Below are 13,839 nucleotides of genomic sequence, written 5' to 3'. Positions count from 1 at the left end.
GCGACAACTCCTCGGAACGGGGTGGGGGTTCGGACGGCCGACGGCTGTGCGGGCAGGACGTGGTCGCCGGCCTGGTCCCTGCTCGGGCACAGCGGGCCGGCGACCGCGTCGTGCCTCCGGCAGCCGCCAGGTCGGGGCGCGCGTGGGGCCGGTGGCGGACGTGGCGGTCGTACGTCGTCGCGCCGGGGCGGCAGCTCCGTGGTCTCAGAGGCGGTCGGCGTGCAGAGCCATCTGGGTCATGGCGCGCTGGGCGCGTTCGAGGACCACGGCCATCGAGTCGCCGACATGGGTGTGCAGGGCCCGGTAGCCCTCGTCGAGCCGCCCGTCACGGACGAACTCCATGATCTCGATGTGCTCGGCGACGGTCGTCTCGACCCGGTCCTGGGTGAGGAAGTCGTACATCCGCACCCGGCGGATGCGTTCGCTGACCGTGACGAGCGCGTCGGTGAGGGCGGGGTTGCCGGAGGCGCGGGAGAGTTCGGCGTGGAAGCGTTCGTCCTGGACGACGAAGCGCGGGTCGGGGGTCGGGGGGTTCTCGCGCATCGCGTACCAGCGGTCCAGTTCGGCCGTGACGATCGCCGGGTCGTGCCGTACGGAGGGGTCCTCGATCGCGCGGGCGATGCCGCGCAGTTCCAGAGTGACCCGCAGCTCGTAGAAGTCCTTGAGCTGGGTCAGGTTGGGGATCGTGACGAAGAAGCCGCCGTCGCCGCGTTCGATCAGACCGTCGGCGAGCAGGCGTGCCAGCGCCTCGCGCACCGGGGTCCGTGACGCCCCGTACCGGGTGGCCAGCCGCATCTCGGCCAGCCTCTCGCGCGGGCCGAACTCGCCGTCGAGCACGGCCGACCGCAGCTTCCGGTAGACCGCCTCACGCAGCGGGGGAGCGGGTGCCTCAGCCGGATCCAGGACCGCATCCGGCTGCGTATACAGCTTTGAATCCATGGGCGGACACGCTAGAAATCGCTTGTTTCCCATAGCACCCGCTTGCGGTGAACGGCTTGTTTCCGGGATCTCACCCGAGGCCGGCCGCGCGGGAAGGTTCGCCTCTGCCCGATGCGGGCGGACGCCCGCGGGGTGCCGCGGCCGGTGGCGGGCTCCGGCCGGAGCCATTCGTTACGTCAATGAGGCCGAAAATGGCCGGATGTTACCAGTCGAAGTTACTCGAGAGTTTTGATTGACGCGCCCATTGTGGCTGCTTAGTGTTCCGTTCAATCGAACGGCGTACCTGTCAACGGAACGCTGCTGAGCGCCGGCCCTCGGATTGGGGGATCATAGGTGACAAGCACAGACATCAGCACTCTGCTCTCCCCGGTCAGTCTCGGTGAAGTCCACTTGCGCAACCGGGTGTTCGTCCCCGGGCACACCACAAATTTCGGCCATGACAACCGCCCGACCGAACGGCACGCGGCCTACCACGGCGAGCGGGCGCGTGGCGGCGTCGGGCTCATCATCACCGAGGGCATCCGGGTCCACCCGACCAGCGCGGGCCGGCACATCAGCCTCGGCAGTTTCGACGACGGGTCCGTACCCGCCTACGCGGCCGTCGTCCGGGCCGTGCGGACCCACGGCGCGAAGCTGTTCGCACAGCTCCTGCACACCGGCCGCCAGGCCAACGGCGACGCCACCCGCACCGCGGCGTGGTCGCCGGGCACCACCCCGTGGGCGGCCGGCACGCACATCCCGCACGCCATGGCCCGGACGGACATCGCCATCGTCGTGCGCGCCTTCGGAGCCGCGGCCCGGCGCATGCAGCGGGCCGGGTTCGACGGTGTGGAGATCCATCTCGGACACGGCCACCTGATCGAGCAGTTCCTCTCGCCCTTCACCAACACCCGCACCGACGCCTACGGCGCGGGCCCGGACGGGCGGCTCCGGTTCACCCGCGAGGTACTGACCGAGGTACTCGCCCAGGCTCCGGGGCTGCCCATGGGCATCCGGGTCAGCGCGGACGAGTTCCTCCCCGGCGGGCTCACACCTCCCGACATGGTCGACATCGTCGACCGCTTGAAGCGGGAGTTCCCGCTGCTGTACGTCCATGTGAGCCACGCCGCCTACCACGGCAGCTACTCACTGGGCACACAGATGGCGGACATGAGCTTCCGGCACGCGCAGTTCCGCCACCACGCGGCCCTGTTCAAGAAGGAGCTGCCCGACCTCCCGGTGCTGGCCGTGTGCCGACTGGACAGCCTCCCGGAGGCCGCGGCACTCGTCGCCGCCGAAGAGGCGGACCTCGTCGGACTGGCCCGCCCGCACATCGCCGACCCCCATCTGGTCCGCCGGGCCCTGGAAGGCCGGCCGCACGACGTCCGCTCCTGCCTCGCCTGCAACCAGGGGTGCGTCGGACGGCTGGAGGCCAACCTGCCGATCGCCTGCGTGGTCAATCCGGAGGTCGGCGCGGAGCAGGAGTGGGCGGCCCTGCGGTCGGCGCCGTCCGCCCCGGCCCGGCGGGTGCTGGTCGTCGGGGGAGGGCCGGCCGGGATGGAAGCCGCGCTCGCCGCGCACGACGCCGGACACGAGGTGACCCTCGCCGAGGCCGGCCAGGACCTCGGCGGGCGCATCCGAGTCGCGGCCACGGTCCCGGGCCGCGAACGGCTCGGGCTGATGGTCACCGACCTGGCCCGCGAACTCGTCCACCGCGCCGTCGACGTACGACTGGGCGAGCGGGTGACGGCGGGCGACCTGTTGCCCGGGGGCCGGCTGGACGGTTTCGACGATGTCGTCGTGGCGACCGGCGCTCACCCCGGCCGCCGCGAACTGCCCGGCGGACCACCGGTGTTCGACATCCTGGAGGCGATCACCGCGCTGCCCGCGGCCGGCTCCCCACTGCGCGGCACGGTCCTCGTCCGCGACGACCAGGGCACCTGGGCGGCGGCCTCCGTGGCGGAGTCCCTGGCCCGCGAGGGCGCCCAGGTGCACATCCTGTCGCCCACCGCCTCGTTCGCCTCGAAGATCACCACCTACTCCAAGCTGGCGCTGACCAGCCGGATGGGGGAGCTGGGCATCAGGTCGCACATCATGCGGGACGTGGCCGCGGCGGACGGGGACACCGTCGTCCTGCGGGACACCCTCAGCGGCCACACCGAAGAACTCACCGGCGTCACGGCCGTCGTGGACGTGGGACTGCCGGTGGCCGACGACGGACTCTACCGGGAACTCGACGCCCGGGACGACGCCCCACGCGTCCACGTCGTCGGCGACGCCAACGCCCCGCGCACCGCGCTGGAGGCCGTGTACGAAGGCCGGCTCGCCGGAACCTTCCTCACCGACGCCGTCACCGGCGCCGGACTCCTCGCCCAGACCCACTGACGCCCCGAACCAGCAGTCGCTCCACCCGGTCAGGCACCACCGCCGGCCGCCGCACCCCTGGCGACCGACACCGCCGCACCGGGCCGGCCCCCACCGCGACCGACCGCCGCCCGGCCCACCCAAGGCCACGCACCCCTGCCACCGGTCTGTCCGCACCCCGTCGGCGCCGAATGCCCCGTCCGGCGCCCGACCGCTCCCAAGGCCATGCCCGAGAAGGAGAGACACATGATCGACATCGAGAACCAGCTCACCCTCGACGAACGCTCCTCCGTGGACTTCATCCTGGCGCTGCGCAAGCGCTGGTCCGACACCCTCTACCCGGCCCTCGTCGAGGAGTACCGGGCGACCGGCCCGGTGGCCGACACCATCGACGACGCCACCGGCCGCCTGCACGAACTCAGCCTGTACCCCTGGTACAGCCACCTGGAGCGGGTCCAGCAGAAGATGCTCTGGAAGACCGTCGGCGAGGCCGTCGTCAACCGGGCCGAGGCGCTGCGCGAACAGCTCGACGAGATACCGGACACGCCGAAGGGCACCCTCGAACTCAGCACCCAGGTCGAACTGCCCGACTGGTACACGGACTACGACATCCACATCCAGCCCGGCAGCTTCTACTCCGACGACCTGAGCGCCTACGTGTACGAACTCGGCGCCCGGATCGTGATGCTCCGCGACAACGACGGCTACAAGTTCCACCGCCTGTTCACCGAGACAGCGCTGCCCGACGACCCCGCCGTCGGCCGGGTCGTGGACATCGGCTGCGGCTTCGGCAAGAGCACCCGTCCGCTGGCCCTGCGCTACCCCGAGGCCGAGGTCATCGGCATCGACTTCGCCGCCCCCGGTCTGCGCCTGGCCCACGCCGAGGCGGAGGCCGAGGGCGCCGCCATCACCTACCGCCAGGGGGACGGCCGGAACACCGGCATCGAGGACGCCTCCTGCGATGTCGTCACCGGCACCATGGTGCTGCACGAGATGCCCGCCGAGGCGGTCCGCGAGACCGTCCGCGAGGCGGCCAGGCTGCTGAAGCCCGGCGGCACCATGAGCTTCCTGGAGTTCCACCCCACCGGCGACCCCTTCCGCGACGCCACCATCCACGAGCACGCGGAGCGCAACAACGAGCCCTTCTTCCGCGACCTGTTCGCCACCGACCTCCTCGACATCTGCGCCCAGGCCGGACTGACCGGCGCCGACTGGACACCGTTCGACGAGCGCCGGGAGGGCAAGCGCCCCGAGGGCTGGGGGGACCGCCGCGAATGGCACTTCCCCTGGGCCGTCCTGACCGCGACCAAGCCGGAGAAGTGAGACGACCGTGACCGAGGAATTCGACTACTTCCGCGACCGCAACATCGGCAAGCTCTTCGACCTGCTGCTCCAGCTCAACACGGAGCTGCACGTCACCACCCAGCGGCTGCACGCCATGGAGGCCCTGCTGGTCCGCCGCGGGGTGCTCACCCCGGGCGAGCTCGACTCCCTGGAGCCCACCGACGACGAGCAGCGGGTGCTGGACAACCGGCGTGAGGCGGCCATCGCCAGGCTCATGCGGATCATCACGGAGAGCGGCCCCGCCGAGCGCCCCCTGCGCGACCAGTGGGAATCCACCCTCCAGCAGAAGACCGGCTGATGGACGCCGCCCCGCTCGGCCCCGCCGAGACCGTCGACCGGTATCTCCAGCTCTGCGAGGACCGCGCACTGGACGAGGCCGGCGCACTGCTCGCCCCGCAGCCGCGCATCGTCTTCCCGGGAGGCACCGCCTACGGCTCCCTGCCCGAGATGGCCGCCGGCCAGCGCGGCCGCTACCGGTGGGTGCGCAAGCACCGCGACCGGTACGCCACGGGCACCGACCCGGACGGCCTGGTGACCGTCACCTCGCTCGGCACCCTCTACGGCGAGGACCTGGGCGGCATGCCCTTCGACGGCGTGCGCTACGCCGATGTCTTCGTCCTGCGCGACGGACTGATCGCGGAACAGCACGTCTACAACGACCTCTCCGACACCGCGATCGGTACCTCGACTCGTGGTTGACCACCCCTTTCACCGAACAGCAGAGGTACCGATCATGAAAAACGCCCTGAGAGCCGGCGCCGGCGCCCTCACCGTGTCGGCCCTGGCCGTCCTCACCGCCTGTGGCGGTGGCGCGTCCTCCGAGTCCTCGCCCGCAAGCTCCGGCAAGGAGAGCGCGACCGTCCAGATGGCCATCGCCTCGGCCGTCATCGGGCCCAAGGAGGAGGTGGCGACCTACGCGGTGGCCAAGGAGGAGGGATTCCTCGGCGAGGAGAAGATCAACGTCAAGACGATCAACACCGACGGCTCGGTCGCCGCGATCCAGGCCGTGGCCTCCGGCAGCGCCGACATCAGCCCCGCCGACGCGAGCGCCATCCTGGCCGCGCGGGAGAAGGGGGTCCCCGTGGTGGCGGTCGGCGGCCTGGTGCAGAACTGGCCCTGGCGCATCGCCACCCTGCCCGGCAAGGGGATCGAGAGCGGCTCGGACCTCAAGGGCAAGAAGATCGGGGTGATCAGCCTCGCCTCCGGATCGGCCCCCTACGCGCGGGCCTTCGCCGAGGACGCGGGACTGGACCCGCAGAAGGACATCGACCTGCTGCCCGTCGGCGTCGGGAGCCAGGCGCTGTCGGCGCTGGAGAGCGGCAAGGTGGACGCGCTCGCCCTGTACACGCAGGCGTACACCACCCTCGAACTCACCGGGAAGAAGTTCGAATACCTGAAGAACGGCGAGCGCTTCGACGGCATCCGCTCGCTGACCTACGCGGTGCGCGAGGACACGCTGCGCTCCAAGAAGGACGAGATCACCCGCTTCCTGCGCGCCTCCTACAAGGGCCTGCTCTTCTCCGCGGTCAATCCCGAGGCGGCGATGAAGGACGGGTACAAGGTGTTCCCCGCGATCCTCTCCGGCCAGAAGGCCGACGCACGGATCAAGAACGACAGCGCGATCCTCGAAGCCTGGGTGAAGACGGCCGTGCCGGCCGAGGGGAAGCCGGAGTCCTTCGGTGACTGGGGCGCGATCAGCGACGAGGCGTGGACGAGGACCGCCGACTACATGAAGTCCTCCGGAACCATCACCAAGGACCCCGACATCGACGCCCTGTGGGACGACAGCCTGCTGAAGGACGCGGGCGACTTCGACGGGGCAGCCGTGATCAGCAAAGCCAAGAGCGCCACCGAATAGCCGGCGGCGACGCCAGGACCAGGAAAGCGAAGGAGGTCACCATGGCCATGAAGACCCTCGGCCGCCGCCCCCGTGCGGCCGCCGCCGCGGAAACCGACGAGGACAGCTGGATCGAGCTGAGCGGGCTGCACAAGATCTACCGCCCTCGTAAGTCCGAGCCGACCCACGCGCTGTCCGACATCGATCTGAAGGTCAGGCGTGGTGAGTTCATCTCGATCGTCGGTCCCTCGGGCTGCGGCAAGACGACCCTGCTGAAAATCCTCGCCGGGCTCATTCCCCGCAGCGAGGGCACCGTCCGGGTGGCCGGGCGTGACGTGGACGGTCCGCTGCCCGAGGTGGGAATGGTCTTCCAGGCGGCGACGCTCCTGCCCTGGCGCACCATTGTGCAGAACGTGATGATCCCGGTGGAGGTCCAGCGGCTCGACCGGTCCGTCTACCGCAAGCGGGCCGGTGAGCTGCTGGAGATGGTCGGGCTGAGCGGATTCGAGGACAAGTACCCCGACGAACTCAGCGGCGGAATGCAGCAGCGGGCCGGTATCTGCCGGGCCCTGGTGCACGATCCGTCGGTCCTCCTGATGGACGAGCCGTTCGGCGCCCTGGACGCCATGACCCGCGAGTACATGAACGTGGAACTGCTGCGCATCTGGCGCGAGAGCGGCAAGACGGTGGTCCTCGTCACGCACTCCATCCCCGAGGCGGTGTTCCTGTCCGACCGGGTCGTGGTCCTGAGCCCCCGCCCGGGGCGGATCGCGGAGGTCATCGACATCGACCTCGGACGCCCGCGGGACCTGAGTGTGATGGCCTCCGACCGGGCCGGCGTCCACGTCGAGCGGATCCGCACCTACTTCAACGCCCAAGGCGTGATCGACTGATGAGGCTGCCCATGACGACCACCGACAAGGCCGCAGGCGGCGACGGCACCGGACCGGACGGCGCCGTCGGGACATCGGCCCCGGCCACGGCCGCCCCGGCCAAGCCCGCCCCGGCCGCCCCCGCCCGTCGCCGCCGGGACCTGCGCGACCACCCCGAATGGGTCCTGGTCCCCGGGGTCTTCGTGACGGTCGTGCTGCTGTGGCAGTTCCTGGTACCGGCTCTCGGGGTCGACGAGTACGTACTGCCCCGGCCCAGCCAGATCGCCGACGCGCTGGTGACCCAGCTGTCCGACGCCCTGTTCTGGACACATCTGAAGGTCACCCTGCTGGAGTCCCTGTACGGCTTCCTGCTCGGAGTCGGCGCGGCGCTCTTCCTGGGCACCGCGATATCCCAGGTCAGGCTGGTCGAGAAGACGATGATGCCCTACATCGTCGCCTTCCAGACGGTCCCGAAGGTGGCCCTCGCGCCGCTGTTCGTGGTCTGGTTCGGGTTCGGCATGACCAGCAAGGTCGTGATGGCGGCGGTCATCTCGTTCTTCCCGATGCTGGTCAACGTCGTCGAGGGACTGCGCTCGGCGGACGCCGACCGGGTGCAGATGCTCACCGTCTTCGGGGCCAGCAAGTTCGATGTCTTCCGCCGGGTGCGGCTGCCCGGCGCCCTTCCCTTCATCTTCGCCGGCCTCGACATCGGCATCGTCTTCGCCATCCTCGGCGCGGTCGTCGGCGAGTTCATCGGCGCCAAGGAGGGCCTGGGCTACCTGCTGCTGCAGACCAACTACAACTTCGACATCGCCGGGATGTTCGCGGTCCTGGTGGTCCTCTCGCTGCTCGGACTGATCGCCCACTTCATCATCCGCACCGCCCAGAAGCGCTTCGCCTTCTGGGCCGAGGACAACACGGTGATCGGCGCATGAGCATCCCCGAGAGCGACCCCGTGCGGTTCGACGGCAGGGTGGCCCTGGTGACCGGGGCCGCCCGCGGGATCGGCGCCGCCATCGCGACCCGGCTGGCCGAACTGGGCGCCACCGTCGCCGCCGCCGACATCCTCCCCGAGGACCAGTGGCGCGACGGCCTTCCCGCCGCGGGCCCGCACACCCGCCACCGCCTCGACATCACCTCCGCCGACTCCTGCCGCCGCACGGTCGACGAGGTGGTGGCGGCGCACGGCAGGCTCAACCACCTCGTCAACAACGCCGGGATCGTCAGAAGGGGCCCGGCCGCCACGACCGGCGTGGACGAATTCGGCCTCGTCCTCGACGTCAACCTCACCGGAACCTTCCGGATGTCGCAGGCCGCCTACCCGGCGCTGCGCTCGGCCGACGAGGCCAGCATCGTCAACATGGGGTCCACCAACGGCCACATAGCGGTGCTCAACACCCTCGCCTACTGCGTCAGCAAGGCCGGTGTGATGCACATGGCCCGCGTCCTGGCCCTGGAATGGGCCCCCGACGGCATCCGCGTCAACGCGGTCGGGCCCACCATCGTGCCGACCGGCATGACCGAGGATGTCCGGGCCGACGGCGACTACATGACGGACAAGCTGGCCGGCATCCCGCTCGGACGGATGGCCGAAGCCCGCGATGTCGCCCTCACCGTCGCTCATCTCCTCAGCCCCGCGGCGGTCATGACGACGGGTCAGACCATCTTCGTCGACGGCGGAGCCGTCATCCACTAGCACCCACGCCCGCCCGGAAATTGGAGCACCCCGCATGCCCGAGTTCGACCTGGGCGCAGCCCTGGCCGCCGTCGACGAACACTTCGACACCTTCGTCGCCGAACTCCAGGAACTGTGCCGACTGCGCAGCCGACGCCAGGAGCCCGAGCAGATGGCCGCCACGGCCGACTTCCTCAAGGCCTCCGTGCAACGCTGGGGAGGCACCGCCGAGATCATCCCCTGGGAGGAATCCCACCCTTACGTCCTCGCCGAGATCGGCGGCGGTGCCCGCCGGCTCCTGCACTTCAACCACTACGACGTGGAAGTGGAACCCACCGGCGACGAATCCGAGTGGATCAGCCCCCCGTACGCCGCCGAGATCCACGACGGCCGGCTGTACGCCCGTGGCGTCGCCGACGACAAGGGCGCCCTCATGTCGCGGGTGCACGCCGCGGCCGTCTGGCGGCTCTCCGGCCAGGAACCCCCGGTCACCAGCAGATACATCCTGGAGGGCAAGCAGTGGCTGCACAGCCCCGGGCTCGGCTCCTTCGTCGCGGCGCACGCGGGCCGGCTGGCCGCCGACGCGGCCCTGTGGGAGAACTCCTGGGCCGACGGCGAGGGCCGGCCGCTGCTGAAACTCGGCGAGAAGGGCATCCTCTACCTGCGGCTCACCTCCACCACCCTCACCCGTGAACTGACGAGCCAGAACACCGTCCTGCTGCCGTCCGCCACCACCCGGCTGACCGCAGCCCTGGCCACTCTCCTGAACCCCGACGGCACCTGCGCCGTCAAGGGCTTCACGGACGACGCCCGCGTGCCCACCGACGCCGAGCGCGCGCTTTTGGAGAGGATGCCGTTCGACGGCGCCTTCCTGAAGAAGCGCGCCGGAGTCGACGCCTTCAGGGGAGACCTGAACGACACCGAGGCCGCCGTGGCGATCCGCACCGTCCCGACCCTCACCGTCACCGGCATCGAGGGCGGCGACCTCGCGGACGACGTGACCCTCGGCATCCCGGCCACCGCCACCGCCAAGGTCGAGATCCGTCTCGTGCCCGGCCAGGACCCCGAGCGGGTGCTGGCGGCCGTCCGCGCCCACCTGTCGGCGGCCCGCTTCGAGGACATCGCCGTCGAGGTGATGGCCACCAGCCGCCCCCACCACACCGACCACACCGACCCGTTCGTGGACCTCGTCGCCGAGACCGCACGCACGGCCTACGGTGCCGAACCCCTCGTCGAGCCCTACACCCAGTGGATCGGCAACCAGGGCGCCCTGTCCGGCCTGCCCATCGTGGGCGTGGGGGTCTCCCGCGCCGACGCGGGCATCGACGGCCCCAATGAGCACATACGTCTGGAGGACTACCGCATGGGTGTCAAGCACGTGGTCGGGATCATGGCCGCGATGGCGGTGGGCGCATGAGCCGCCACGCCACTCATCTGAAGGGCGCCTCGCACCGCGGGTACCTCGAACTGCCCTGGGGCCAGGTCCACTTCCGCCGCTCCGGGAACACCTCCGGCCCCGCGCTCCTCGCCGTGCACCAGTCGCCGCTCTCCTCGGCCACCTACGAACCGGCCCTGGCGGAACTCGCCGCGCACGGACTGAACACCGTCGCCGTCGACATCCCCGGCTTCGGGATGTCGGACGCCGCCCCCGAGGAGTGGTCCATCCCCCAGTACGCCTCGGCGCTGTGGCAGATCGCCGACGCGCTCGGCCTCGCACAGGTGCACCTCCTCGGCCAGCACACCGGTGCCATCGTCGCCGCCGAGGCCACCGTGCAACAGCGCGAGCGGGTACTGAGCCTCGTCTTCCAGGGCATCCCGCTCTACAGCGACGAGGAACGCGCCGAGAAGGCGGCCGGATACGCCCCCGGATACACCCCCGCCTCCGACGGCAGCCACCTGCGGGTGGTGTGGGACCGCATCCGGTGGCTCTACCCCACGATCTCGGCCGAGTCCAGCAGCCGTCAGGTCGCCGAGTACCTCAGCGTCGGCCCGGACTACGCAGTCGCCTACCGCGCGGTCTTCGCCCACCGCACGGACCCCGCCGCGCTCGCGGGCGTACCGACCCTGTTGCTGCACGGCAGCGACGACGTCCTCGACCGGATGAACTCCGTCGTCACGGCGGCGTTCCCCGACGCGCCCCTGGTCCGCATCGACGGCGGCACCGACTTCGTCGCCGAGGAGAAGCCGAAGGAGTTCGCGGCGGCCGTCGCCGCCCATGTACTGGGCCACGCCGCCGACCGCGCCGAGGCGCCCGGGTTCACCCCGCTCTACACGGCCACCGTCGAGGTGACGGGCGGTCGCGCGGGGCGCGCCCGGTCCACGACCGGTTCGCTGGACGTGTCGCTGTCCCGGCCGGCCGAGCGGGCGAAGGACGACACGGGCACCGACCCGGAGGAACTCTTCGCCGCCGGCTACGCGGCCTGCTTCGGCGGCGCGCTGGAGGTCGCCGCGCGGCGCCGCCGGGTCACCCCGGGACCGGTCGCGGTCACCGCCGCCGTCACGCTCGGCACGCGGCCGGGCGGGACGTACGGCATCGCGGTCCGGCTGAGCGTCGGCGCCCCCGAATGCCCGCAGGACACGCTGGAGGATCTGGTGCGGTTGACCCACACCCTGTGCCCCTACTCCAACGCGGTCCGGGGCAACATCGAGGTCATCACGGAGATTCACGGCGGCGGTTGACACCGCGGTCCAACTGCGTGAGCGACCCATCCACGTCGGCCCGGCAGTCGGGTCGGCCAACCGACCGAGGTTCCCATGACCATCGAAGAAACCGCAGAGCACGCCGGCCGCAGCCGCTCCGGGATCTCCCGGGCACTCGCGGTGATCGACGCGATCGCGCGTACCCCCCACGCCCAAGGTGTCTCGGTGATCGCACGGGAAACAGGGCTGTCGAAGGCGGTGACCCACCGCATCCTGCGCGAACTCGTGGCGGGCAACTTCCTCTCCTTCGACGAGGAGACCAAGGCCTACCGGATGGGGCCCGGAGCCCTGAACATCGGACTCGCGGCGATGCGGGAACTCGACGTCCCCTCCATCGCCCACCGCCATCTGGTGGCCCTGTCCGAACTCACCGGCCAGACCGCGACCCTCTCCCTGCGCCAGGGCTGGTCACGGGTCTACGTCGACCAGGTCCTCTCCCACCAGGAGATCCGGATGTCGGTCGCGCTCGGCACCAGCCACCCGCTGCACGCGGGCTCCTCCTCCAAGGCCATCCTCGCGGCCCTCCCGGACTCGGAGGTGGAGGACTACATCGACCACCACCGTCTGGACGGCGTCACCGACGCCACCATCACCTCGGCCACGACCCTGCGCGAGGAGATCTCCCTGATCCGCGCGGCGGGCTACGCGGTCAGCGTGGGGGAGCGGCAGGCGGAGGCGGCGAGCGTGGCCGCCTGCCTGCACGGCCCCATAGGGCAGGTCGTCGGGTCGGTCTCGGTCTGCGGAACCAGGGCCATGTTCGCCGAGACCAGCAGCCATGAACTCGGCGAACAGGTGGCCAAGGCGGCCGCCGACATCTCGGCCGACCTCGGTGCCGTACGGGACACCACCGGGGAACGAAAGGACACACCATGACGACACCGCGGCAGCAGGCCCCGGACGACGGCCCCGGGCCGCTGCGGGGCATCCGCGTCATCGACGCCTCCACCATCCTGGCCGGACCGCTCTGCGCCCAACTGCTCGGTGACTTCGGCGCGGACGTGGTCAAGATCGAGCACCCCGTCGCGGGTGACGGGATGCGCGGACACGGCGAGTCCAAGGACGGCGTACCGCTGTGGTGGAAGGAGATATCCCGCAACAAGCGCACCGTCGGCCTCAGCCTCTCCGACCCCGACGGCGCCGCGCTCTTTCGCCGGCTCGCCGAGAGCGCCGACATCCTGGTCGAGAACTTCCGCCCCGGCACCCTGGAACGCTGGGGTCTTGGCCCCGAGGTCCTGCACGGGATCAACCCCGGCCTGGTGATCGTGCGCATCACCGGCTTCGGCCAGCGGGGCCCGTACGCCTCCCGGGCCGGCTTCGGCACCCTCGCCGAGGCAATGAGCGGATTCGCCCACCTGACCGGTGAGGCCGACGGTCCGCCCACCCTCCCGGCGTTCGGGCTCGCCGACACGATCTGCGGTATCGCCGCCTCCTCGGCCGCCACCATGGCGCTGTACCACCGGGACCGCGATCCGCAGCACCGGGGGCAGGTGGTGGACATGAGCCTGATCGAGCCCATCATGGCCGCCGTCGGCCCCTCGCCGACGGTCTACGACCAACTCGGCGTCGTCGAGCACCGCCACGGCAACCGGTCCACCAACAACGCGCCGCGCAACACCTACCGCACCCGCGACGGCCACTGGGTGGCCGTCTCCACCAGCGCCCAGCGGATCGCGGAACGCGTCATGGAGCTGGTGGGCCATCAGGAGGTCGTGCGGGAGACGTGGTTCGCCACCGGCGCCGGGCGGGCCGAGCACGCCGACCTCCTCGACGACCTGGTCGGAGGCTGGATCGCCGAACGCACCCGGGAGAAGGTCATCGCCGAGTTCACCGACGCCGGGGCCGCGGTGGCACCCGTCTACGACGCCCGGGACCTCGTCCAGGACCCCCACGTCCGGGACACCGACATGCTCACCACGGTCCAGGACGACGACCTCGGCCCGCTGCTCATGCACAACGTCATGTGGCGGATGTCCGGCACACCGGGAGGCATCCGCTTCACCGGACGCGGCCTCGGAGCCGACACCGACGAGGTCCTCTGCGGCGAACTCGGAGTGACAGCAAAGGAACTGACGGAGCTTCGGCAACGCAGGGTCGTCTCCTGACCGCCAACGGGCGGACAGCGCGGCACG

Annotated in this window: 13 protein-coding genes; 12 read left to right on the top strand and 1 reads right to left on the bottom strand. The window is 70.8% G+C overall.

Translation table 11 applies throughout. From position 1 onward, the window contains the following. Positions 1-204: 204 nt before the first annotated feature. Positions 205-939, bottom strand: coding sequence for a GntR family transcriptional regulator (locus AC4IHM_RS03000; RefSeq protein ID WP_490865522.1), 735 nt, complete (start codon positions 937-939; stop codon positions 205-207). Between the two features lie 333 nt (positions 940-1,272). Here AC4IHM_RS03000 and AC4IHM_RS02995 point away from each other — a divergent pair, with 333 nt between their 5' ends. From AC4IHM_RS02995 to AC4IHM_RS02940, 12 genes are all read left to right on the top strand, one after another. After that, positions 1,273-3,303 carry an oxidoreductase gene (locus AC4IHM_RS02995; RefSeq protein ID WP_490865521.1) on the top strand — a complete coding sequence of 677 codons (2,031 nt, stop codon included), beginning with the start codon at positions 1,273-1,275 and terminating at the stop codon, positions 3,301-3,303. A 225-nt stretch (positions 3,304-3,528) separates the two neighbouring features. Next, positions 3,529-4,605: a methyltransferase domain-containing protein gene (locus AC4IHM_RS02990; RefSeq protein ID WP_490865520.1), complete on the top strand. Its 1,077-nt coding sequence runs from the start codon at positions 3,529-3,531 to the stop codon at positions 4,603-4,605. A 7-nt stretch (positions 4,606-4,612) separates the two neighbouring features. Then, positions 4,613-4,924 (top strand): hypothetical protein, encoded by a 312-nt coding sequence (locus AC4IHM_RS02985; protein WP_490865519.1) that lies wholly within the window; start codon positions 4,613-4,615, stop codon positions 4,922-4,924. Next, entirely contained in the window at positions 4,924-5,325 is a 402-nt protein-coding gene (locus tag AC4IHM_RS02980) for a nuclear transport factor 2 family protein (RefSeq protein ID WP_490865518.1), read from the top strand. The genes AC4IHM_RS02985 and AC4IHM_RS02980 overlap by 1 nt, the downstream gene beginning before the upstream one ends. Positions 5,326-5,359: 34 nt before the next feature. Beyond that, positions 5,360-6,484 (top strand): ABC transporter substrate-binding protein, encoded by a 1,125-nt coding sequence (locus tag AC4IHM_RS02975; protein ID WP_490865517.1) that lies wholly within the window; start codon positions 5,360-5,362, stop codon positions 6,482-6,484. 41 nt (positions 6,485-6,525) lie between these two features. Next, positions 6,526-7,356, top strand: coding sequence for an ABC transporter ATP-binding protein (locus tag AC4IHM_RS02970; protein ID WP_490865516.1), 831 nt, complete (start codon positions 6,526-6,528; stop codon positions 7,354-7,356). 11 nt (positions 7,357-7,367) lie between these two features. Beyond that, positions 7,368-8,270 (top strand): ABC transporter permease, encoded by a 903-nt coding sequence (locus tag AC4IHM_RS02965; RefSeq protein WP_490865515.1) that lies wholly within the window; start codon positions 7,368-7,370, stop codon positions 8,268-8,270. Then, positions 8,267-9,031: an SDR family NAD(P)-dependent oxidoreductase gene (locus tag AC4IHM_RS02960; protein ID WP_490865514.1), complete on the top strand. Its 765-nt coding sequence runs from the start codon at positions 8,267-8,269 to the stop codon at positions 9,029-9,031. The genes AC4IHM_RS02965 and AC4IHM_RS02960 overlap by 4 nt, the downstream gene beginning before the upstream one ends. Positions 9,032-9,065: 34 nt before the next feature. Next, positions 9,066-10,427 carry a M20/M25/M40 family metallo-hydrolase gene (locus tag AC4IHM_RS02955; RefSeq protein WP_490865513.1) on the top strand — a complete coding sequence of 454 codons (1,362 nt, stop codon included), beginning with the start codon at positions 9,066-9,068 and terminating at the stop codon, positions 10,425-10,427. Then, complete coding sequence (locus AC4IHM_RS02950; RefSeq protein ID WP_490865512.1) at positions 10,424-11,689, top strand: Ohr family peroxiredoxin; 1,266 nt, start codon at positions 10,424-10,426, stop codon at positions 11,687-11,689. Before AC4IHM_RS02955 ends, AC4IHM_RS02950 begins: the two co-directional genes overlap by 4 nt. Positions 11,690-11,764: 75 nt before the next feature. Further along, a complete protein-coding gene (locus AC4IHM_RS02945) occupies positions 11,765-12,583 on the top strand; it encodes an IclR family transcriptional regulator (protein WP_490865511.1) in 819 nt (272 codons plus the stop codon). Continuing rightward, entirely contained in the window at positions 12,580-13,812 is a 1,233-nt protein-coding gene (locus tag AC4IHM_RS02940) for a CaiB/BaiF CoA transferase family protein (protein ID WP_490865510.1), read from the top strand. Before AC4IHM_RS02945 ends, AC4IHM_RS02940 begins: the two co-directional genes overlap by 4 nt. Positions 13,813-13,839 lie beyond the last annotated feature (27 nt).

The sequence above is a fragment of the Streptomyces sp. SL06 genome (assembly GCF_058244745.1).
The sequence above is the reverse complement of the archived record's forward strand: the minus strand, read 5'-3'. Positions and strand labels throughout refer to the sequence as shown.

Coding starts and splice junctions, on each gene's coding strand:
- AC4IHM_RS03000 (WP_490865522.1), bottom strand. CDS start 939: ATGGATTCAAAGCTGTATACGCAGCCGGATGCGGTCCTGGATCCGGCT.
- AC4IHM_RS02990 (WP_490865520.1), top strand. CDS start 3,529: ATGATCGACATCGAGAACCAGCTCACCCTCGACGAACGCTCCTCCGTG.
- AC4IHM_RS02980 (WP_490865518.1), top strand. CDS start 4,924: ATGGACGCCGCCCCGCTCGGCCCCGCCGAGACCGTCGACCGGTATCTC.
- AC4IHM_RS02975 (WP_490865517.1), top strand. CDS start 5,360: ATGAAAAACGCCCTGAGAGCCGGCGCCGGCGCCCTCACCGTGTCGGCC.
- AC4IHM_RS02970 (WP_490865516.1), top strand. CDS start 6,526: ATGGCCATGAAGACCCTCGGCCGCCGCCCCCGTGCGGCCGCCGCCGCG.
- AC4IHM_RS02965 (WP_490865515.1), top strand. CDS start 7,368: ATGACGACCACCGACAAGGCCGCAGGCGGCGACGGCACCGGACCGGAC.
- AC4IHM_RS02960 (WP_490865514.1), top strand. CDS start 8,267: ATGAGCATCCCCGAGAGCGACCCCGTGCGGTTCGACGGCAGGGTGGCC.
- AC4IHM_RS02955 (WP_490865513.1), top strand. CDS start 9,066: ATGCCCGAGTTCGACCTGGGCGCAGCCCTGGCCGCCGTCGACGAACAC.
- AC4IHM_RS02950 (WP_490865512.1), top strand. CDS start 10,424: ATGAGCCGCCACGCCACTCATCTGAAGGGCGCCTCGCACCGCGGGTAC.
- AC4IHM_RS02945 (WP_490865511.1), top strand. CDS start 11,765: ATGACCATCGAAGAAACCGCAGAGCACGCCGGCCGCAGCCGCTCCGGG.
- AC4IHM_RS02940 (WP_490865510.1), top strand. CDS start 12,580: ATGACGACACCGCGGCAGCAGGCCCCGGACGACGGCCCCGGGCCGCTG.